This window comes from Flavobacterium endophyticum (genome assembly GCF_003634455.1).
In the GTDB taxonomy this organism is placed as follows: Bacteria; Bacteroidota; Bacteroidia; order Flavobacteriales; family Flavobacteriaceae; genus Flavobacterium; species Flavobacterium endophyticum.
In genome coordinates, this window is the sequence record NZ_RBLC01000001.1 from 236,004 (window position 1) to 256,099 (window position 20,096).

At 40.7% G+C, this 20,096-nt stretch carries 20 protein-coding genes; 13 read left to right on the forward strand and 7 right to left on the reverse strand.

The window, feature by feature from the left end; all coding sequences use genetic code 11:
• Positions 1 to 70 precede the first annotated feature (70 nt).
• From CLV94_RS01120 to CLV94_RS01130, 3 genes are read left to right on the forward strand one after another with little or no spacing between them, the layout of a single operon-like run.
• Positions 71 to 1,429 (forward strand): sensor histidine kinase, encoded by a 1,359-nt coding sequence (locus tag CLV94_RS01120; RefSeq protein WP_121374626.1) that lies wholly within the window; start codon positions 71 to 73, stop codon positions 1,427 to 1,429.
• Positions 1,426 to 2,118, forward strand: a complete 693-nt coding sequence (locus CLV94_RS01125) for a response regulator transcription factor (protein ID WP_121374627.1) — start codon at positions 1,426 to 1,428, stop codon at positions 2,116 to 2,118. The genes CLV94_RS01120 and CLV94_RS01125 overlap by 4 nt, the downstream gene beginning before the upstream one ends.
• Before the next feature lie 6 nt (positions 2,119 to 2,124).
• Positions 2,125 to 2,667 (forward strand): hypothetical protein, encoded by a 543-nt coding sequence (locus CLV94_RS01130; RefSeq protein ID WP_121374628.1) that lies wholly within the window; start codon positions 2,125 to 2,127, stop codon positions 2,665 to 2,667.
• Positions 2,668 to 2,727: 60 nt separating this feature from the next.
• On the opposite strand, the gene CLV94_RS01135 is transcribed toward CLV94_RS01130, so the two are convergent.
• The 3 genes from CLV94_RS01135 to CLV94_RS01145 form a co-directional block, all read right to left on the reverse strand.
• Entirely contained in the window at positions 2,728 to 3,003 is a 276-nt protein-coding gene (locus tag CLV94_RS01135; RefSeq protein ID WP_121374629.1) for a hypothetical protein, read from the reverse strand.
• Positions 3,004 to 3,050: 47 nt separating this feature from the next.
• Positions 3,051 to 3,212, reverse strand: a complete 162-nt coding sequence (locus CLV94_RS16965; protein ID WP_170148722.1) for a hypothetical protein — start codon at positions 3,210 to 3,212, stop codon at positions 3,051 to 3,053.
• A 439-nt stretch (positions 3,213 to 3,651) separates the two neighbouring features.
• A complete protein-coding gene (locus tag CLV94_RS01145) occupies positions 3,652 to 4,746 on the reverse strand; it encodes an MBL fold metallo-hydrolase (RefSeq protein WP_121374631.1) in 1,095 nt (364 codons plus the stop codon).
• A gap of 146 nt (positions 4,747 to 4,892) precedes the next feature.
• Here CLV94_RS01145 and CLV94_RS01150 point away from each other — a divergent pair, with 146 nt between their 5' ends.
• The 4 genes from CLV94_RS01150 (at position 4,893) to CLV94_RS01165 (ending at position 8,737) form a co-directional block, all read left to right on the forward strand.
• Positions 4,893 to 5,198 carry a hypothetical protein gene (locus CLV94_RS01150; RefSeq protein ID WP_121374632.1) on the forward strand — a complete coding sequence of 102 codons (306 nt, stop codon included), beginning with the start codon at positions 4,893 to 4,895 and terminating at the stop codon, positions 5,196 to 5,198.
• Positions 5,199 to 5,320: 122 nt separating this feature from the next.
• On the forward strand, positions 5,321 to 5,893 hold the full coding sequence (locus CLV94_RS01155) for a non-canonical purine NTP diphosphatase (protein ID WP_121376191.1): 573 nt from the start codon (positions 5,321 to 5,323) through the stop codon (positions 5,891 to 5,893).
• A gap of 100 nt (positions 5,894 to 5,993) precedes the next feature.
• Positions 5,994 to 7,892 carry a DEAD/DEAH box helicase gene (locus tag CLV94_RS01160; protein WP_121374633.1) on the forward strand — a complete coding sequence of 633 codons (1,899 nt, stop codon included), beginning with the start codon at positions 5,994 to 5,996 and terminating at the stop codon, positions 7,890 to 7,892.
• Between the two features lie 86 nt (positions 7,893 to 7,978).
• Positions 7,979 to 8,737, forward strand: a complete 759-nt coding sequence (locus CLV94_RS01165; protein WP_121374634.1) for a carboxypeptidase-like regulatory domain-containing protein — start codon at positions 7,979 to 7,981, stop codon at positions 8,735 to 8,737.
• 3 nt (positions 8,738 to 8,740) lie between these two features.
• On the opposite strand, the gene CLV94_RS01170 is transcribed toward CLV94_RS01165, so the two are convergent.
• Positions 8,741 to 9,418 carry a TrmH family RNA methyltransferase gene (locus tag CLV94_RS01170; protein WP_121374635.1) on the reverse strand — a complete coding sequence of 226 codons (678 nt, stop codon included), beginning with the start codon at positions 9,416 to 9,418 and terminating at the stop codon, positions 8,741 to 8,743.
• A gap of 55 nt (positions 9,419 to 9,473) precedes the next feature.
• Between CLV94_RS01170 and CLV94_RS01175 the strand changes: the two genes are divergently transcribed.
• From CLV94_RS01175 to CLV94_RS01200, 6 genes are all read left to right on the forward strand, one after another.
• Positions 9,474 to 10,004, forward strand: coding sequence for an RNA polymerase sigma factor (locus tag CLV94_RS01175; protein ID WP_121374636.1), 531 nt, complete (start codon positions 9,474 to 9,476; stop codon positions 10,002 to 10,004).
• Positions 10,004 to 10,786 carry an anti-sigma factor gene (locus tag CLV94_RS01180; RefSeq protein ID WP_121374637.1) on the forward strand — a complete coding sequence of 261 codons (783 nt, stop codon included), beginning with the start codon at positions 10,004 to 10,006 and terminating at the stop codon, positions 10,784 to 10,786. The genes CLV94_RS01175 and CLV94_RS01180 overlap by 1 nt, the downstream gene beginning before the upstream one ends.
• A 67-nt stretch (positions 10,787 to 10,853) precedes the next feature.
• Positions 10,854 to 11,546 carry an SIR2 family NAD-dependent protein deacylase gene (locus CLV94_RS01185; RefSeq protein ID WP_121374638.1) on the forward strand — a complete coding sequence of 231 codons (693 nt, stop codon included), beginning with the start codon at positions 10,854 to 10,856 and terminating at the stop codon, positions 11,544 to 11,546.
• 107 nt (positions 11,547 to 11,653) lie between these two features.
• On the forward strand, positions 11,654 to 13,000 hold the full coding sequence (purB, locus tag CLV94_RS01190; RefSeq protein ID WP_121374639.1) for an adenylosuccinate lyase: 1,347 nt from the start codon (positions 11,654 to 11,656) through the stop codon (positions 12,998 to 13,000).
• 153 nt (positions 13,001 to 13,153) lie between these two features.
• Complete coding sequence (locus CLV94_RS01195) at positions 13,154 to 13,759, forward strand: NAD(P)H-dependent oxidoreductase (RefSeq protein WP_121374640.1); 606 nt, start codon at positions 13,154 to 13,156, stop codon at positions 13,757 to 13,759.
• A gap of 1 nt (position 13,760) precedes the next feature.
• Positions 13,761 to 15,635 carry a monovalent cation:proton antiporter-2 (CPA2) family protein gene (locus CLV94_RS01200; RefSeq protein ID WP_121374641.1) on the forward strand — a complete coding sequence of 625 codons (1,875 nt, stop codon included), beginning with the start codon at positions 13,761 to 13,763 and terminating at the stop codon, positions 15,633 to 15,635.
• A gap of 55 nt (positions 15,636 to 15,690) precedes the next feature.
• Here CLV94_RS01200 and guaB read toward each other — a convergent pair whose 3' ends face one another.
• The 3 genes from guaB to CLV94_RS01215 form a co-directional block, all read right to left on the reverse strand.
• Positions 15,691 to 17,163 (reverse strand): IMP dehydrogenase, encoded by a 1,473-nt coding sequence (guaB, locus tag CLV94_RS01205; RefSeq protein WP_121374642.1) that lies wholly within the window; start codon positions 17,161 to 17,163, stop codon positions 15,691 to 15,693.
• A gap of 72 nt (positions 17,164 to 17,235) precedes the next feature.
• On the reverse strand, positions 17,236 to 19,077 hold the full coding sequence (locus CLV94_RS01210; protein WP_170148723.1) for a tetratricopeptide repeat-containing sensor histidine kinase: 1,842 nt from the start codon (positions 19,075 to 19,077) through the stop codon (positions 17,236 to 17,238).
• A gap of 102 nt (positions 19,078 to 19,179) precedes the next feature.
• Positions 19,180 to 20,043: a hydroxymethylglutaryl-CoA lyase gene (locus CLV94_RS01215; protein ID WP_121374644.1), complete on the reverse strand. Its 864-nt coding sequence runs from the start codon at positions 20,041 to 20,043 to the stop codon at positions 19,180 to 19,182.
• Between the last annotated feature and the right edge of the window lie 53 nt (positions 20,044 to 20,096).

Below are 20,096 nucleotides of genomic sequence, written 5' to 3' on the forward strand. Positions count from 1 at the left end.
TTAACGGTTTGTTTTTTAGCACAGCCAAGCCAAGAAACCCCTAGCTTTGTCCCAACAAACCAGCTTTGCCATGAAACGAAAAATAATGCTATTGATAGGAGCCTGTATCTTTACGGTAGCTGCGCTGGCAGCCATCCAGGGGTATTTTATATACAATACCTACCTGCTGACCGAAAAAGAAGTAAGCGCCAAGATCAAGAAACAGCTGATAGAATTAGAAGATACCGAAGAATGGTACGAGCTCAACGACAGCTGGATGAACCAAGCGGGCCAGTTTGTCAGAAACTATACTTTTGAAAGGCTCGAGAAAAAGGACTTTGTGGAGTTTATGAAAAGCAAATCCGATTCGCTGTCTACCGTAATGACAGCGTATATGAACCAACGCAAGCGACCAGGCGATTTTGATATCGGGTATTCCATCTATATCACCTCGGCCACCATCAAAAAAGACAATACGATTGACAGCCTCTATCGCGGAAAATTATTCGTGCTGGGTAACAACGTAAAAAACAAAGACGAAGTGGTAGCCTCTACCGGACGATGGGAAGGCGAAAAAGAATATGTAGACGACAGGGCAGCTGTGCCCATCAAGAAAGCAGTCGATTTTGAAATCAAGAGCGAACGCTATTACAGCATTGCCAACTGGGGGCAGACAATCATCCGCCAGATGGCAGGATTGCTTATCTTTTCATTGCTGCTGATGGTCTTTGTGGTCTATCTCTATTACCTGTCGCTTAAAAACCTTATCGGCCAAAAAAGAATCGCCGATATCAAGACCGACTTTGTGAACAATATCACGCACGAGTTCCAGACACCGCTTGCTACGATGGACATTGCCATCAAGACGCTGCAGCGCAAGGAAAACGAAATGACTCCAGAGCACTACAGGCATACGCTTTCGATGCTGGAAAGACAGAACGACCGATTGCAGAAGCTGTTCCGACAGGTGACCGAGGCTTCGCTGACGCCTACCGTAAGCCGCAATGCAAAAATGGAAATCGGCTGCAGCGAGATTCATAACATCATTGATGATTTCAAATTGTCGCATCCGGCTACGGAAATCCGCTGTCATCAGGAACAGGAAAACATCACGGCCAAGATCGATCCTTTCCACTTGAACACGATTATCGTGAACCTTATGGAAAATGCCGTAAAATATGGCGCGACAGAAATCGACATACGAATGGAAAAACAGCATGGCCGCTTTGCCATGGGCATCAAGGACAACGGAAAGGGCATCGCGACCAAAGAACAGACGGCTATTTTCGATAAGTTTTACCGTATCGAAAAAGGAAACATACACGAAACCAAAGGACTCGGCCTCGGGCTGTTTTATGTAAAACAGCTGGTGGAGTCGTATAAAGGAACCATCAAGGTAGAAAGCGAAGAAGACAAAGGAGCTTTATTTTTAATCACCATTCCCTCATGAAAAAGCACATCTTATTAGCAGAAGACGATTTTGATTATGCTTCCATACTGAAGCAATATCTTGAATTTTCAGGCTTTACGGTCACTTGGGCCAAAGACGGCAAGGAAGCGCTCAAGCTTTTTCCCGATGCCCAGCCCGACATCTGCGTCTTTGACGTGATGATGCCGCAGATGGACGGCTTTACGCTGGCCGAAAAAGTCGTAGACGCCTATCCCGAAACGCCTTTTATCTTTTTGACAGCCAAATCGATGAAGGAAGACAAAATCAAGGGATTGAGGCTCGGGGCCGATGATTATGTCATCAAGCCTTTTGAAGTTGAAGAACTGATATTGCGGATTACGAATATCCTGAAGCGCGTGCAGAAAACGGCGCCACAGCATGTGTCTGAAAAGAAATTCAAGATCGGACAGTATCTTTTTGACAGCGAAAACTATCTCTTAACGCATGAAAAAGCGACGCACCGCATCACGGAAAAGGAAGCCCACCTGATCCAGTTCTTGTATGCCAGCAAAAACAAGCTCGTTAAAAGAGAAGACATCTTGAAAGAAATCTGGGGCAACGACGATTTCTTTTCCGGCAGGAGCATGGATGTCTTTATCAGCCGACTGCGCAAGTATTTCAGCGAAGATCCTGCCATAGCTATTCCAAGCGTGAGAGGCTTGGGCTTTGAGTTTAACATTAAAGAATAAAACATTATGAGACTATTTATCATCATCGCATTTATTGTCTGCAGCCATCTGGTTAGCGGACAGGTCAGGACTACACCTCCAACGCCTCCTACACCTCCTACACCGGCAACCCCTGGTACCAAGGTGACGGTCAATTCGAACACTAGCGTAACGATTAACGGAAAGACGTATATATCCAGCAGCACTTCTTCTGGAAAAGGAGAGGCTTCCAACTCGAAAGTCAAAATCAAGCAGAACAGCTCGAGCAGCTCTACTTCGGTATCTATCGACAATTCAGACATCACCTACAGTATCAGGGCGAGCTTTGACGACCACAAGACCGAAAGAATCAAAAAACTCTTGATGGAGAACCTTGAAAAGGAACACCTGACCGCAAAAGGGGATTCTTATGTCTGGAAAAGAATTGAAGACGAAGACATAGCGTACAGCTTTGCATTGTCTGACGGAAGACTGAGAGCCTTCGTGAACAAGGAACTCAATTCTAAAAGCTCTATCGAACGTTTCGTAGCGCTGGGCGAAAAGATTTCAGACGCGCTCTCTGAGAAATAAGCATAAAAAACGGCTTGCTGATAATCAGCAAGCCGTTTTCAAACTAACAAATGAATCAAATCAGCTTACAGCGTTTGACGTTTTGTCGTTTAGTCCGGCAGCGGCATCGATAGCCTTACCGGCAATGTTTTTACCTTCTTGGATAACCGTATCTGCTTCGGAAACTGCGGCCTCTTTTATTTTGCTTAAAGAGCCTTTTACTTTTCCGGCAATGTCGCCCGCTTTGTCAAGCATCGATCCAAAATTGATATATCCTTTTTTGTTGCAAATAATTCCTACTACTGCTAGGGCAGCGACTCCGGCCGCAATCCCTATAATCAGATTCTTGTTTTTCATAGCGCTGTTTTTATATAATTTGATTCGAAATTGTTCTTTTGTTATGCCTAGATGAAAAGCGGAAAGCCATATTCCTCATCCTGACCGTCTAGTTCTTGATCTTCTTCCTCTTCTTCATTAAAGATTTCCATTCTGTTCATTACCGTCTTTATTATAGTCACCAGAGAGAGACTCACGATTCCGATTAGCAAAAGGCTTTTTGTTTTCATTTTGGTTGCGATTTTTGAGTTTGTAATTATTAATTCGTCATGAAGATACGACAAAAGACCCAATGAGAATGCGGATTTAATATAATTTTAATACAAAAACAGTGTATTTTGTAACCAAAAGGAAGAAACGTGTAATGAGATTTTTTAGGAAACGCTGTGGAATTTCGGATTTTTGATTTTTGATTTATGATTTGGGATTTCGGTCTTTCAAACTTTAGACTTTCCAACTTTCGACTTTCGATTTGCAACTTTCCAACTTTCGACTAAAAAAACTAAAATAAAACTTGCAGTTCTACTAAATAAGACTACTTTTGCAGCGAGAGACCTGGAAACAGGGTTACGCTCTCACCGCTAAAGTCGATCGCTCCAGGTCGGCTTTTGCATTTTTTAGGAATTACGAATCTTGTTCAGATCCTAATTCATAATTCCTAATTCGTAATTAATCAATCCCTTCCCACCATTTTTTTCTGCTATCTAAAAGATCAAGATCCAGCGTTTCACCAATCATCGGGTGCACGATAGGCTGTCCTGCTGTTTCGGCTGCGGCTGCGGCTCTCTTGATAGGTTCGTCCCAAGCATGCAGTGCCAGCGGGAACTTGCCCCAATGCACCGGAAGCAATACCTTGGCGTTAAGATCTTGCGCTGCTTGTACAGTCTGTTCAGGCATCATGTGGATAAATTTCCAGCTCTTGTTGTATTGCCCGCATTCTAGTATGGCCAAATCAAACGGACCAAAAGCATCCCCCGTTTGCTTGAAAAAAGTATCATAGCCAGAATCACCGCCTACATAAATCCTGCGCTGCGGCGTGTCTACTACAAATGCCAGCCATACCGCTTGGTTTCTTTTGAAACCTCTTCCGGAGAAATGGCGCGCGGGAACCGTATTGATCTTGAATCCCGAACCGAGGTCGAGCGATTCGTGCCAGTTAAGCTCATCTACAATATTTTTATCAAAATTCCAGCGTTCGAAATGTTCGCCGGTTCCTATGCCCGTGATGATTCTTTTCACTTTTGGTTTCAGCTTGAGCATCGTATCATAGTCCAAATGGTCCCAATGGTCGTGGGAAATCAGCAGAAAATCAATGTCCGGCATGTCGTTGGCCGAATACACATTGGCACCTTTGAACGCATTTACCGTAAAAGACAGCGGCGAGGCATGGTTGCTGAAAACTGGGTCGACAAGGAATGTCTTTCCAGACAATTGCATGAAATAAGACGAATGTCCGAACCACACCAACACATCTTTGCTTGGATCTAGATTTTTAAGATCTGTCTTTTGAGAAGGAATGCGTCCTGCGGGAATATTTCGCTTGCTCTTCCCGAAGAAAAAATCTTTGAGTACTGTATAATAGTTCGCGCCGTCTGTCAGATCGGGCGTGTTTGAAATATTTTGGAATTGTCCTTGTCCGTAATTAGACATTTTTTTGATTCGTTCGAGTCTTCCGTTAGACGGCCTTCTCCCAAACTTAGGATGGTTGAAGAATAAAAAGACATAGAATGCCAGCAGAATGCAGAGTATAACGGTAAAAGTCATTGTTGTAATTTTAGCTTTGCCAAAGCTATTGATAAATTAAATCCAAAAAATAAAAGCACTGCTAAATATAACTTAAGAAAGCTATTGGGGTGGCAATTTCATTTTTAAATCGTATATTAGTAAGGCAATTTTATACATCCGCTACCATGAACGATAATTTCAAGACCATCATCGAATCGCTGATTATGAACGGTTTCATAGAATCAGAACAGCACGTCAAGGAACTTGGCGGCAAGCTTGATTTTAAGATTACGCAGTATTCCCTAAATACGCCGCTGAGTTTCAAATTCCATAATAGCGAGGAATTTATCACTTTCCTCAACTTTTCAAGCCCGGAAGAAATCGACGAGGAAAAAATAGGACTCATCAATGCCGCCATCCTCGAGCAAGGACTAGATCCAGATGATTTCTTCTACGTCAACTTTTATAAGAAAGAAGTCAACGAGTTATAGGATTTTTGATTTGGGATTTTTGATTTGGGTTATATTTGCAGACACTATTTACATCATAAATCTCAAATCACGAACTCTAAGGCTAAAGCCTAAATCTAAAATCACAAATCTAAAATAAAATGATGCAGCTCGTTTTCGCTTCCAACAATAAAAACAAGATTAAAGAAATACAAAGCCTGCTTCCTGATGATATACAAATCCTAAGTCTGGAAGACATTGGCTGTCATGAAGATATACCCGAAACTGCCGATACGATTGAAGGCAATGCTATATTAAAAGCAGATTACGTGACCAAAAACTACGGTTACGATTGTTTTGCCGACGACTCCGGTCTCGAAGTCAATGCCTTAGAAGGTGCTCCTGGTGTCTATTCTGCCCGCTTTGCCGGAGAACATAAAAATGACCACGACAACATGGACAAACTGTTGCGTGAATTGGAAAATACGACAGACAGGTCTGCCAACTTCAAAACTGTTATAGCGCTGAACCTTAACGGACAGCAAAAATTATTTACCGGAAAAGTATTCGGAACTATCCTTTTTGAGAAGAAAGGAACGAACGGTTTCGGCTACGATCCTATCTTCCAACCTGATGGATTTTCTTACACGTTTGCACAACTTTCGCTCGACGAAAAGGGTGCTATAAGCCATCGAGCTAAAGCAGTGAAGCAACTCATCGCCTACCTAAAAAACTAACTTTCTGATTTTCAATTATTCATAAAAAAATAAACTTCCAATTCGGATTAGTTTTAATGGTTTTTTAAACGTACCTTTGCAGCCTATTTTAAATACATATATGAATAAATTTGAACAATTAGGATTGAGTGAGTCGCTACTGAGGGCGATTTTAGATCTAGGATTTGAAAATCCGACCGAGGTACAGGAAAAAGCGATTCCCCTATTATTGGCACAAGACACAGACATGGTTGCGTTGGCTCAAACAGGGACAGGAAAAACAGCAGCGTTTGGTTTTCCGCTTATCCAAAAGATTGATGCCGACAACAGAAATACTCAGGCGTTGATTTTATCACCGACACGCGAACTTTGTTTGCAGATTACAAATGAAATTAAAAACTACTCGAAATACGAAAAAGGTATTAATGTAGTTGCGATTTACGGCGGTGCCAGCATTACAGAGCAGGCTAGGGAAATCAAGAGAGGAGCACAAATTATCGTGGCTACTCCGGGAAGAATGCAAGACATGATCAATAGAGGTTTGGTGAACATTTCACAAATCAACTATTGCATACTTGACGAGGCAGATGAAATGTTGAACATGGGATTCTATGAGGATATCGTGAACATCCTTTCTACATCGCCAGACGAAAAAAGCACATGGTTATTCTCGGCTACAATGCCGCAAGAAGTTGCCCGAATTGCAAAACAATTCATGAGCGAGCCATTGGAAATCACTGTAGGAACTAAAAATTCAGGTTCGGCTACAGTTTCACATGAATTTTATTTAGTAAACGCTCGTGACCGTTACGAAGCTTTGAAAAGATTGGCAGATGCAAATCCGGATATCTTTTCTGTGGTGTTCTGTCGTACCAAAAGAGACACGCAGGCAGTTGCTGAAAAATTAATCGAAGACGGATACAGCGCTGCAGCTTTGCACGGAGATTTATCTCAAGCACAAAGAGATGGCGTAATGAAATCGTTTAGAGGAAGACAAATCCAGATGCTTGTAGCAACAGACGTTGCAGCACGTGGAATTGATGTTGATAACATTACACACGTTGTAAACTATCAGCTTCCTGACGAGGTAGAAACTTACAATCACCGTTCTGGTAGAACCGGACGTGCTGGAAAACTAGGAACTTCTATCGTAATCGTTACTAAAAGTGAATTGCGAAAAATCTCTGCGATCGAAAGAATCATCAAGCAGAAATTTGAAGAGAAATCAATTCCTTCTGGAATCGAGATCTGCGAAATCCAATTGTTGCACTTAGCGAACAAAATCAAGGATACAGAAGTTGACCACGAAATCGACAACTACCTTCCAGCAATCAACAATGTTCTTGAAGATCTTTCAAAAGAAGAATTGATCAAGAAAATGGTTTCTGTAGAATTCAACCGTTTCATCAACTATTACAAGAAAAACAGAGATATTTCTGCTCAGTCTGCTGGCGAAAGACGCGAAAGCGACGGCGCTCCAAGAGACAACAGCGGTGCAGTTCGTTATTTCGTGAACATCGGTTCTAGAGATAACTTCGACTGGATGTCGTTGAAAGATTTCTTGAAAGAAACGCTAGATCTTGGACGTGATGACGTTTTCAAAGTAGACGTAAAAGAAGGTTTCTCTTTCTTCAATACAGATGCAGAACATTCTGCTAAAGTAATGGATATCCTGAACGGAATCGAATTGGAAGGAAGAAAAATCAATGTAGAGATTTCTAAAAACGACGGTGGCGGCAGAAGCAGCTCTAGAAGAGACCACAACGGAAGAAGCGGTGGTTTTGGCGGAGGCAGATCTGGCGGCGGAGGCGGTTTTAGAAGCGACAGAAGTTCGGCTCCAAAAAGAGAAGGCGGCTTTAGAAGCGACAGAGGCGGATCATCTGACAGACCAGTTCGCAGAAGCGAAGGTTTTTCATCTGACCGACCAAGAAGAGAGGGCGGATTTTCTGAAAGAGCTCCACGTCGTTCTGAAGGAACAAGATCTGAAGCTCCAAGAGCAAGAAGACCGAGAAGAGACTAAATCTTTTAGTTAATTTTCTTATAATTATAAACAGACTGCAAAATATCTTAAAGAGTTTTATTACTTTTAACGCTTCTAACAAGGCTATGAGATATTTTGCAGTTTTCTTTTTCTTATTCGTAACCTCTTTTGCTTTTGCACAGGATACAAAAATTTCGGCTACAGTAATTAACGACAATACTTTGCTCCCCCTCGCAGACGTCAGCATCATCAACCTCAACAAGGTGAAAGGAACGACGACAAACGCAAGCGGCTACTTTGAATTGGTTGCCGAAGTAAACGATACTCTTCACATTTCGACTCTAGGATACAAATCCATCAAAGTAAGAGTCACCAACGACTGGTTTAAGACCAAAAGCACAAAAATAAAAATGACCGAAAAGGCCTATGCCTTGGAAGAAGTTGTCATTAACCAATACAACCTGACCGGATATCTTGAAATCGATTACAAAATCATTCCGATTAAGGAAAACTTCAGATATAGCATTTCCGGATTGTCACAAGGCTACGAAATGGGAAGATACGCCCCTGGTGCTTTCTCAAGAGTCGTAGGATCTATCTTCAACCCTGCCGACATGCTTTATAATTTCTTTGGAAAAAAGCCTACAGAGCTGAAAAGGCTGAAAGAAATGAAAAAGGACGATGCGGTAAAAAATCTTCTTTCGTCTAAATTCGACCGAGAAACTTTAGGAGCCCTTTTAGGTGTCAGCCCGAACGAGATTGCTGAAATCTTAGAGCGTTGCAACTATTCCGAAACTTTTATCAAGACCGCTAATGACCTCCAGATTATGGATGCTATTAACGAATGCTATGAAGAATACAAAATCTTAAAAGGCAAGAAATAATCTTTACAAGAGATTATTGATTTCCTTATAGCGCTGTTCAATCCGCTTGATATCTTTGATCGAATTTTTGGTCCAGGCCAATCTCCTTGAAATTGTTTCCTCTTCCGTAAGCTTCCAATCTACATCCGATTTTCGCAATCGGCTCATGATACTTTGTATGATGATAGCCGCAGAAACAGAAATATTCAAGCTTTCGGTAAAACCGGCCATCGGTATCTTTAAAAAGCCATCCGCTTCGTTCATGACTTCGTCCGAAAGTCCGTTCCTTTCTGTACCAAAAAAGATAGCCGAAGGTTTTGAGATATCAAAATCATCGAGCAGGCAGGAATTGTCATGCGGCGTTGTCGCGATAATCTGATAGCCTTTTTCTTTTAAAGCCTTCAGGCAATCCATATTGGAATTGTAACGGCTCACATCGACCCATTTCTGCGCTCCCATCGCAATTTCCTTGTCGATTTTCTTTCCGTATTTTTCTTCGACCACATGAAGATTCTGGATGCCGAATACTTCGCAGCTGCGCATGACGGCACTCGTATTGTGCAACTGAAAGACATCTTCTATAGCGATAGTAAAATGATTTGTGCGCTGCTGAAGGACTTTTATGAATTTTTCTTTTCTGTTTTCTGTTATAAACTCTTCTAAATAGGCCAAATATTCGACTTCGGATGTTTTTTCTTTCATGCATGAATGGATTTATAAAATAGTTTCCTTAAATTGGCTTACCTAAAATTCGGCTATGACTCAGGAAGAATTACTACCACAAATTTATAAAAAAGACGACAGAGCATTCACTTTGATGTATGATATGTATTCTAAAAGTCTCTACAGCGTGATTTACAATCTCGTACGCGACAATGAAGAGGCCGAAGATATCCTTCAGGAAACTTTTGTGAAAATATGGAAAAACATTGACAGCTACAACGAATCTAAAGGAAGATTCTATACGTGGATACTCAATATTGCTCGCAATACTTCTATCGATAAGCTTCGTTCTAAAGGCTTTAACAATCGGCAGAAAAACCTTTCGTCTGATAATTTCGTACATCTACTCGACGACAGTAACAAACTGAGCAATAAGATTGACACGATTGGAATCAAGGAATTTGTCAAGAAATTAAAACCTAAATGCATCCAGATTTTAGACCTTTTGTTTTTTAAGGGATACACTCAGCAAGAAGCCTCAGAAGAATTGCAGATTCCGCTTGGGACTGTAAAGACCCAGAACAGAAACTGCATCAATGATTTAAGAAACTTTTTAAAAGTATAATGGACAAACAAGAATACATAGAGTCAGGTATTTTAGAACTGTACGTCTTTGGGCAATTGGACGAGCCGGAATTCAGCGAAGTCACAAAAATGGCCGAAAAAGACGAGGACATACGTAATGAAATTATTTCTATAGAAAAAGCGATTATCAATTTTTCAGAAAGCGTTGCTCCTTTCCTATCGTCAGGAAACTATGAAAAAATACGCGAAGCATTGATGCTCAAACACGGAGTTGTCGATATGAAGCCGAAATCGAGCATCTATCTTTATTTGGGATGGGCGGCTTCTATTTTACTGCTGATTGGCGTAGGATATCAATACGTACAACTGGAAGACAAGAAAACTAAAATAGAAACGGTAGAAACCGAAAAAAGCAAGCTGCAAGAATCGGTAGTGGACTTGACCCTTCAGAATAAAAATAACGAGGCTACTTTGGCCATCATTCGCGACAACAGCAATACAATAGTAAAGCTGGAAGGGCAAGAAGTTTCGCCGCAATCGTATGCAAAAGTATATTGGAACAAAGACACCAAAGCTGTCCATATCGATGCCGCTGGACTTCCAGAACCGCCTGAAGGCATGGTCTATCAAGTATGGGCTTTAAAACTGAATCCTCTGACACCGACAAGTATCGGACTTTTAGAGAATTTCAAAGGCAATGCAAAACGAATCTTTACAGTTGAAAATGCCAATGAAGCCGAAGCCTTCGGAATCACACTGGAACCAGCTGGCGGAAGTGCATCGCCTACATTGGAACAATTATATACTTTAGGAAAAGCATAATCAAACACTATTTTTAGAGCGGAAATGGCATTAGTAATGTCCGTTTCCGCTTTATATTTTTAATTCTATGAAAAAGAAACTTGTAGTCCTTACTGGAGCCGGAATCAGCGCCGAAAGCGGCATCAAGACCTTTCGCGATTCAGACGGCTTGTGGGAAGGCCACGACGTCATGGAAGTCGCATCCCCAGAAGGCTGGAGAAACAATCCTGCTTTGGTCATGGATTTCTATAACAAGAGAAGGCAGCAATTAAAAAAAGTCGTGCCTAATGCCGCACACTTAATTTTGGCCGAACTGGAGCAACATTTCGACGTACATATCATTACCCAAAATGTAGACGACCTTCACGAAAGAGCCGGAAGCTCTAATGTGCTTCACCTTCATGGCGAGCTGCTGAAAGCACGAAGCACCAAAAGAGAAAATTACATATTGGATTGGACAGACGACTTAAATTTTGGCGATCTTGACGATAACGGACACCAGCTCCGCCCGCACATTGTGTGGTTTGGAGAAGCCGTCCCTGCTCTAGAAGAAGCGATCAGCATCACCAACGAAGCCGATTTCTTTGCCGTGGTAGGAACATCGCTCCAAGTCTATCCAGCAGCCGGACTGGTTGATTTCGCAAAACCTGGGACTCCCTTGTTTTATGTCGATTTAAATCCTGCCCGTATTCCAAACCTCAGAAACGAATTAGAAGTGATTCCAACAACAGCTTCCGAAGGGATGAAACTGCTAAAAGAAAAGCTGCTGGCCCGTTTATAATCCAAAAAGGTTATAAAACCGGAAGAAAAAGCAGTACAAATCGCATTTATCTTTTAATACTTCAGACATATAAAGTATATTTGCGCTTATCTGAATAACAACACAAAATGACAACTTTAACTGAACTGAACGCTATATCTCCAATTGATGGACGGTATAGAAACAAAACGTATTCTTTATCACAGTATTTCTCTGAAGAAGCCTTGATAAAATACCGCGTACTTGTTGAAATAGAATACTTTATCTCGCTTTGCGAAATTCCGCTGCCGCAGCTAAAAACGGTGGATGCTTCGGTTTTTGACAGCTTGAGAAACCTCTACAAAAATTTCAGTGCCGATGATGCGAAAGCCATCAAGGAAATCGAAAAAACAACCAACCACGATGTCAAAGCCGTAGAATATTTTATCAAGACTGCGTTTGACAAATTGGGCTTATCAGAATATAAAGAATTCATCCACTTTGGACTGACTTCTCAAGACATAAATAATACCGCAATTCCATTATCGACAAAAGAAGCTTTTCAAGAAGTCTACTTGAAATCATTAATCGAATTGACTTCAAAGCTTAAAGATTTAAGCACAGAATGGGCCGACGTGCCAATGCTAGCCAGAACCCACGGACAGCCTGCCTCTCCTACCCGTTTAGGAAAAGAAATTGCTGTTTTTGTAGAAAGATTGGAAGAACAAATGCGTCTTCTTTTTAATGTTCCTTTTGCTGCCAAATTTGGAGGCGCAACCGGAAACTTCAATGCGCACCACGTCGCTTACAAGCAAATTGACTGGAAACAATTCGGAAAAGATTTCGTAGAAGGAAATTTAGGCTTGCACCATTCTTTCCCGACTACACAGATTGAACATTACGATCATTTTGCTGCATTTTTTGATGCGCTGAAAAGAATCAACACCATTATCATCGATTTGGACAGGGATATCTGGACTTATGTGTCAATGGATTATTTCAAGCAAAAAATAAAAGCTGGTGAGGTAGGTTCTTCTGCCATGCCGCACAAAGTCAATCCTATTGATTTTGAAAACTCAGAAGGAAATTTAGGAATTGCCAATGCTATTTTTGAGCATCTGGCCGCCAAATTGCCTTTATCAAGATTGCAGAGAGACTTGACCGACAGTACCGTTTTGAGAAATATCGGCGTGCCGATGGGCCATACGATTATCGGTTTTGAGGCTACTTTAAAAGGGTTGAACAAGCTACTTTTGAACGCTCCAAAATTCGAGGAAGACCTTGAAAGAAATTGGGCTGTTGTTGCCGAAGCCATTCAAACCATCTTGAGAAGAGAAGGCTACCCGAATCCGTATGAAGCCCTGAAAGGCCTTACGAGGACCAATACCGTGATGAACAAAGAATCCATTCATGAATTTATCAAGACGCTTGAGGTTTCGGAAAACATTAAAGCAGAACTATTGCAAATTACGCCAAGCAATTACCTAGGAATCTAAAATAGTACTTTGTATAGAAAAACAATCTCGAGCAGGAATACAACAACTTCCTTCTCGAGATTTTTTATTTTTGGATGGCCTTGATTTTTTTCCGATATTAGTTAACAAAATCCCCTAGCCTTGTAACACACCCTCGAATTCAAATTAAAATTGATGTCGAAGAACAAAATACTAATAGTGTTTGCCCATCCCTTATTCGAAAAATCTTTTGCGAATAAAATTTTAGCGGAACATATACCACCCTCCAAAAACATTACCTTCCATGACTTATACGAAATCTATCCTGAATTCGACATCAATGTCAAGTACGAACAAGAATTGCTAAAAAACCATGACATTATCATCTGGCAGCATCCTATGTATTGGTATAGCTGTCCGCCCCTGCTAAAACAATGGATCGACATGGTTTTGGAATACGGCTGGGCCTATGGCAAAAATGGATTGGCGTTACAGGATAAAATTATCTTCCAGACTATAACTACCGGTGCCAACATGGAAAATTATTCCACAAAGGGAGACAACTTGTTTACATTACCTGAATTATTGCGTCCTTTCAGCCAGACCGCAAAAGTCTGCCGAATGGAATACCTGCCGCCTTTTGTAATCCACGGTACGCACAAAATGGAAGAAGAGGCCTATTACGAACACGGGGCTTCTTATGCAAGGCTTTTGAACTATCTTGAAGCTAATGAAATAGACGCCAAAAAAATACAGCAGTTTTTTTACATGAACGATTGGATGCAATCTAAAAATATTTGACATGGAAAATAGTTTTTTTCTTCAGGCAATAATTTATCTGGCCGCTGCGGTAGTTTGCGTTCCTATCGCAAAAAAGATCGGACTGAGCTCTATTTTAGGCTACTTGTTTTCTGGAATTATCATCGGCCCCTTTGTATTAGGATTTATTGGCTCGGAAGGCCAAGACTTGATGCATTTTGCTGAATTTGGTGTCGTAATGATGCTTTTTCTGATCGGACTGGAACTCGATCCTTATAAGTTCTGGAAAATGCGACGATTCATATTAGGAATGGGCTCGCTACAAGTTGGGATTACTTCATTAGTGCTTTTCATCTGTTCATCGATTATTTTCGATTGGAACTGGCAGACAGCCCTGACTATTTCCCTAGCCTTATCGCTTTCTTCAACAGCTATAGTATTGCAGACGCTCAAAGAAAAAGCAATGTTGCAGACTTCCGTCGGACGTTCTTCTTTTGCCGTATTGCTTTTTCAAGATATTGCCGTCATTCCGATCTTGGCTATCATTCCTTTGCTTGTTTCGAGTTCAAATATAATTCCTGATGAAGATATTCACCATTCGTTGATTTCAAATTTAGACGGCTGGCTGCAGACCTTAATCGTAATTGGCGTGATTGCTGTGATTTATTTTGCGGGGAAATATGTAATTGTTCCTATTCTACATGTAGTCGCAAAAACAAGGCTGCAGGAATTGTTTACCGCGTCGGCTTTATTATTAGTATTAGGCGTGTCCTACCTTATGCAATTGGTCGGATTAAGCCCTGCTTTGGGTGCATTTATGGCTGGAGTCGTCTTGGCCAATTCTGAATTCAGGCATGAACTGGAAGGCGATATCGCCCCGTTTAAAGGCTTGTTGCTTGGCTTATTTTTTATAGGTGTCGGCGCTTCGATCAATTTCAGGCTGATTATCGACAATCCTGCCTTTATCTTGATTTTTGGTTTTATACTGACCATGATCAAGTTCTTTGTTTTCTTGGGAATCGGAAAACTCTACAACAAAAAAATCGACCAGAATTTTATCTTTTCGATTGGCTTGAGCCAAGCTGGAGAATTTGGGTTTGTAATCATGAGTTTTTCTATGGAACTGAATATTATTCCGAATATGCTCGCCAATCAGATCATGGCAATCATCGCGATAAGCATGATTTCTACTCCTTTCTTACTGCTGATTAATGAACGTTTGATCGATCCTTATTTTGGGGTAAAAGAAAAAGAGCCCAAGACGTATGACGAAATCAACGAAAACAACGAAGTCATCATCGCTGGTTTTGGAAACTTCGGAAGTACCATAGGCCGTTTGCTAAAGACCAACAAGATTCCAGCTACCATATTAGATTTAGATTCAGACCGCGTGGATTCCTTACGAAAAATGGGCTTTAAGGTATATTATGGTGATGCGACCCGTCTGGAACTATTAAAAGCTGCCGGTTGCGAAAATGCAAAATTGTTTATTGCCGCCATCGACAACCCGACCGTGAACCTAATCGTAATTGAGATGCTGAAAAAACATTTTCCGCACCTGAAAATCTTGGCTAGAGCCAGAAACAGAAATGATGCTTTTGAAATTATCGACATGGGAATAGAAAATATCTACCGTGAAAATTTATATAGTGCCGTACATTTAGGCGTCGATGCTTTGGTTTATTTAGGCCATCGCCGTTATTCGGCTACAAGACAGGGACAGCGATTCATTAAATATGATGAGGATGCTATTTTCAGGCTGGCCAAAAAACGACATGATAAAAAAGCGTTTATGATTTCGGCTATGGAAGAAATCGAAATGCAGGAACAGCTTTTTAAAAGCGACCTTTTCAATCCTATTGGCCCGGGAGATCATGCTTGGGACAGCGAAAATTTGAAAAAGGATACTTCTGCATAACAAAAAAGCCGAAGAACTTGAAAGTACCTCGGCTTTTCTTTTATGAGTAAGAAGCTTATCTTGAATAGTTTGGTGCTTCTTTCGTAATTGTAACATTGTGGGGATGGCTTTCTCCGATACCGCTTGCAGTAATTCTAACAAAGCGTCCGGTTTCTTGCAACGTCTCTATATTTTTTGATCCGCAGTAGCCCATTCCTGCTCTCAAGCCTCCGATAAATTGGAGCATGCTTTCGAACAGTTCACCTTTGTATGGAACACGTCCAACGATTCCTTCTGGAACTAATTTCTTGATGTCGTCTTCTACATCTTGGAAATAACGATCTTTCGAACCTTCTTGCATCGCTTCAACCGATCCCATACCTCTATACGATTTGAATTTTCTTCCTTCAAAAATGATAGTTTCACCTGGGGATTCTTTAGTACCTGCTAAAAGAGAACCTAACATTACACAGTCAGCACCAGCAGCGATCGCTTTTGGGATATCTCCTGTATAACGGATTCCACCGTCAGCAATGACAGGAATTCCAGAACCTTTGATGGCCGCGGCTACTTCTAAAACCGCAGAAAATTGCGGGAAGCCAACACCAGCCACAACTCTAGTAGTACAAATTGAACCAGGTCCGATTCCTACTTTTACGCCGTCGGCACCATTTTCAACCAAATATTTAGCTGCTTCAGGAGTCGCGATATTTCCGACGATAACATCTAAATCTGGGAAATTTTTCTTTACGTCTTTCAAAACATCTACAACGCCTTTGGTATGTCCGTGAGCGGTATCAATAATAACAGCATCTACTCCAGCGGCAACTAATGCGCCTGCTCTTTGAACGGCATCAGCCGTAACACCAAGGGCAGCCGCTACTCTCAAACGTCCGAACTTATCTTTGTTGGCGATTGGTTTTTGCGTCAGTTTTGTGATATCTCTAAAGGTAATCAGTCCGACCAGCTTATAGTCAGAATTCACTACCGGCAGTTTTTCAATTTTGTTTTTCTGAAGGATGCCTTCAGCGACTTCCAATGTAGTTCCTTCCCCAGCAGTGACAAGCTTTTCAGTCGTCATAACTTCTAGAATAGAACGGGTATTATTTTTTTCGAAACGCAAATCACGGTTTGTGACGATTCCTTTTAAAATTTGATTTTCATCTACGACAGGAATACCTCCGATACTGTATTCTCTCATTACTTGTTTTGCATCGCCAACGGTTGCTGTCAAAGGCAAAGTCACAGGATCTATGATCATTCCAGACTCGGCTCTTTTTACTTTTCGCACTTCAGCTGCCTGCTGTTCGATGGTCATGTTTTTATGCAGTACGCCGATACCACCTTCTTGAGCCATAGCAATCGCCATAGCGCTTTCGGTAACTGTATCCATTGCTGCAGAAACAATAGGAACATTTAATGTAATATTGCGGGAAAATTTAGATTGAATGCTTACTTCGCGTGGTAAAACTTCAGAATAATTGGGGATCAGGAGGACATCGTCGTAGGTAAGACCTTCTCCTATAACTTTAGTTGAGTGTGCTTTCATTGTTGCAATTTGTAGTTAAATTGCGTGCAAATGTAATCATTTTTAGGGAGAAAAGGAAATCTACAGCTTTATTTAGAAATATTTAGCTTTTGGCAATGAGGCAATGAATTCCGTCCCGCCTTCTTGATGGTGGACAATATCGAGCTGTCCATTATTATCTGACAAAAATTGTTTTACCAAAAGCAGTCCAAGACCGGTACCTTCTTCAAAACCAGTTCCTTTTTCGGACACTACTCTTTTGTCAAAATTCAGGATTTCTTCAATCTTGGCTTGAGAAATACCTTTGCCCGAATCATTGATATGCATATGGATAAATGTTCCGTCTTCAGAATATCTGATTTCAATAGTTCCGGCTATAGGAGTGAACTTTATTGCATTAGACAGCAAATTATTTAGTATGATTTGGACATGTCCTTTATCTGCATCGACAACTGTGTCTTTTTCTGAATTTGTATGGATAAACTTTATTTCTTTAGCTTTCGCCATAAGGTTCAATCCGGCTATGGAATCTTTGACCACTTTTTCTAAATCAATATTCTCTTTATTGATTTTTGCTCCATCGAGCTGTGTCATAGACCAATGCAATATATTATTCAGCATGATCGAAGTACTATCGACTTGAGTAATCAAGTGTTCGGCCAATACTTTCAGTTCTTCACTGCTGATTTCGCCTTCGCGTAGCAGTCCGAGAACTTGCTGAATAGAAGCAATCGGGGATCTCAAATCATGTGACAATATAGAGAACAATTTGTTTTTTGTTTGATTTAACTCGCTCAAGTTATGGTTCTGTGCGGTTATCAGCATTTGCTGGCTTTCGATATCTTGGTTTTTAAGCTCTAATTCTGAATATAGCTTCTCCCTTACCTTATTATTCTTGGTATACTGGTATATGATGGTCAAAAGATACAGCATGAAGAGAATTACGGATACTGAAAATAGTCTTGTGTTTTTGAGCTTGTGCTGTGCCGCTTCATTTTTGGCAACGAGTTTTTCGTTTTCGGCTTCTTTTCTTTTTAGCTGCAGCAAGTTGATTTCTTTTAATTTTGCGTCGTTAAAAAGCGAATCATTATAGCTTTTGCAGATGGCCAGATACTTAAAAGCCAGTTCATAATTATGGTCATTTTTATAAGCAATCGATAAGATTTCTGCAGCCCTGGCAATATCCCATTTGGCTTGTGTATTTTTTGCGGCTTCAAAGCCTTTCAAGCCATATTCTTCTGCTTTTTTATAATCGCCTTTTTTAATATAGACTTCTGAAAGCCCCGTGTTTGCAAACGACTTTTCCCATTGATTGGCTTGACTCGCATCAAGTACTTTTTTGTAATAATAAACAGAAGAATCTAAATCGTTCCGAAGATAATGGAGGTTTCCCAACCTGTTTTGGGAAAGATGCTCCATGTTGGAATCTTTATTTTGGACTGCTAATTTTAAAGATTTATGAAAATTATCATACGACTCGTCTATTTCCTTTAATTCAATTTGCGAAATGCCTATATTCAGATACACTTTGCTCTCTAATACGGTATCGTTTAGTTCTTTGATAATCGTATTTGCCTTTTGGAATAACTTTATGGCTTCTTTATTTCTGCCAATTCCTTGCTGAATAAGACCTTGGCCTATAAGACATTTTGCAATCCCGAGCTTATTATCGGTTTCTTCATATAACGACAAAGCCTCCATAAATTTCTGCAGGGCTATATCATACGTTCCAACGATATAATAGCTTGCGGCATAATTATGGGCAACATCTGCAATCAGATTAGGGTCTTTGGATTTTTTTGCGATAGCTTCGGCTTTTACAAGCGACTTTTTTGCGGCTTTAAAATCGCTGTATACCTGCTTTTTAGATTCTTCAAGATAGTAACGGACAGAATCTTTCTGGAGATTAAAAGAATAGCTCTCGGTTTTTGGCAAAACCAAGCAAATTAATAAGGTAAAAAAGCTTATTATAGAACTGGGCAAACTATCGTTAAGTTAAAATTACTCCGCGATAAAGATACCAAAATTTGGTCGGAATTAGTGGTATACCGTAAAAATCTTTGTCGCTTCGTTATAGGCGCTTTCAAAACTCATGGGGCTAGTTTCTGTTGAAGCTTTTTGCGTCGTAAAATACGAAAGCATCTTTTCGGTCGGCATATTTCCTGTCAAATCGTCTTTAGCCATAGGACAGCCGCCAAAACCTTGGATAGCGCCGTCAAATCTTCGACAGCCGGATTTATAAGCTGCATCTACTTTTTCGAACCATTTATCTGGCGTTGTATGCAAGTGCGCTCCGAACTCGATATGCTTGTATTTTGGGATCAGGTTCGAAAAAAGATAATCAATTACTTCTGGTGTTGAAGAACCAACGGTATCTGAAAGCGACAATATTTTGACGCCCATGTTGGATAATCTTTCTGTCCATTCGCCAACAATTTCAACATTCCACGGATCACCATATGGATTTCCGAATCCCATGGAAAGATAGGCCACGACTTCTTTGTCTGTAGCATTGGCGATATCCAGAATTTCTTGTAGAGTAATTAAAGATTCGGCTATGGTCTTATGAGTATTCCGCATCTGGAAATTTTCAGATATAGAAAACGGATAACCTAGGTACTGTATTTCTTTGTGTTTTGAAGCCATTTCTGCGCCTTGCGTATTGGCAATAATTGCTAAAAGCTTGCTTCTTGTCTGAGAAAGGTCAAGCTTGGCTAATACTTCAGCCGTATCGACCATTTGAGGAATGGCTTTTGGCGAAACAAAACTTCCAAAATCTATGGTATCAAAACCAACACGCAATAAGGATTGGATGTAGTCCACTTTTTTTTCTGTCGGGATAAATGCCTTGATTCCTTGCATCGCATCCCTCGGACACTCTATAATTTTAACTTGTTCCATAGAAGTCCAAAGATAGGAAAGAATTCTATTTTACGAAATCGTTTTTTCCTAAT

What these genes read in the sequence shown, in the direction of transcription:
- CLV94_RS01120 (WP_121374626.1), top strand. Translation starts at nt 71, where the DNA reads ATGAAACGAAAAATAATGCTATTGATAGGAGCCTGTATCTTTACGGTA.
- CLV94_RS01125 (WP_121374627.1), top strand. Translation starts at nt 1,426, where the DNA reads ATGAAAAAGCACATCTTATTAGCAGAAGACGATTTTGATTATGCTTCC.
- CLV94_RS01130 (WP_121374628.1), top strand. Translation starts at nt 2,125, where the DNA reads ATGAGACTATTTATCATCATCGCATTTATTGTCTGCAGCCATCTGGTT.
- CLV94_RS01135 (WP_121374629.1), bottom strand. Translation starts at nt 3,003, where the DNA reads ATGAAAAACAAGAATCTGATTATAGGGATTGCGGCCGGAGTCGCTGCC.
- CLV94_RS16965 (WP_170148722.1), bottom strand. Translation starts at nt 3,212, where the DNA reads ATGAAAACAAAAAGCCTTTTGCTAATCGGAATCGTGAGTCTCTCTCTG.
- CLV94_RS01145 (WP_121374631.1), bottom strand. Translation starts at nt 4,746, where the DNA reads ATGACTTTTACCGTTATACTCTGCATTCTGCTGGCATTCTATGTCTTT.
- CLV94_RS01150 (WP_121374632.1), top strand. Translation starts at nt 4,893, where the DNA reads ATGAACGATAATTTCAAGACCATCATCGAATCGCTGATTATGAACGGT.
- CLV94_RS01155 (WP_121376191.1), top strand. Translation starts at nt 5,321, where the DNA reads ATGCAGCTCGTTTTCGCTTCCAACAATAAAAACAAGATTAAAGAAATA.
- CLV94_RS01160 (WP_121374633.1), top strand. Translation starts at nt 5,994, where the DNA reads ATGAATAAATTTGAACAATTAGGATTGAGTGAGTCGCTACTGAGGGCG.
- CLV94_RS01165 (WP_121374634.1), top strand. Translation starts at nt 7,979, where the DNA reads ATGAGATATTTTGCAGTTTTCTTTTTCTTATTCGTAACCTCTTTTGCT.
- CLV94_RS01170 (WP_121374635.1), bottom strand. Translation starts at nt 9,418, where the DNA reads ATGAAAGAAAAAACATCCGAAGTCGAATATTTGGCCTATTTAGAAGAG.
- CLV94_RS01175 (WP_121374636.1), top strand. Translation starts at nt 9,474, where the DNA reads ATGACTCAGGAAGAATTACTACCACAAATTTATAAAAAAGACGACAGA.
- CLV94_RS01180 (WP_121374637.1), top strand. Translation starts at nt 10,004, where the DNA reads ATGGACAAACAAGAATACATAGAGTCAGGTATTTTAGAACTGTACGTC.
- CLV94_RS01185 (WP_121374638.1), top strand. Translation starts at nt 10,854, where the DNA reads ATGAAAAAGAAACTTGTAGTCCTTACTGGAGCCGGAATCAGCGCCGAA.
- purB (WP_121374639.1), top strand. Translation starts at nt 11,654, where the DNA reads ATGACAACTTTAACTGAACTGAACGCTATATCTCCAATTGATGGACGG.
- CLV94_RS01195 (WP_121374640.1), top strand. Translation starts at nt 13,154, where the DNA reads ATGTCGAAGAACAAAATACTAATAGTGTTTGCCCATCCCTTATTCGAA.
- CLV94_RS01200 (WP_121374641.1), top strand. Translation starts at nt 13,761, where the DNA reads ATGGAAAATAGTTTTTTTCTTCAGGCAATAATTTATCTGGCCGCTGCG.
- guaB (WP_121374642.1), bottom strand. Translation starts at nt 17,163, where the DNA reads ATGAAAGCACACTCAACTAAAGTTATAGGAGAAGGTCTTACCTACGAC.
- CLV94_RS01215 (WP_121374644.1), bottom strand. Translation starts at nt 20,043, where the DNA reads ATGGAACAAGTTAAAATTATAGAGTGTCCGAGGGATGCGATGCAAGGA.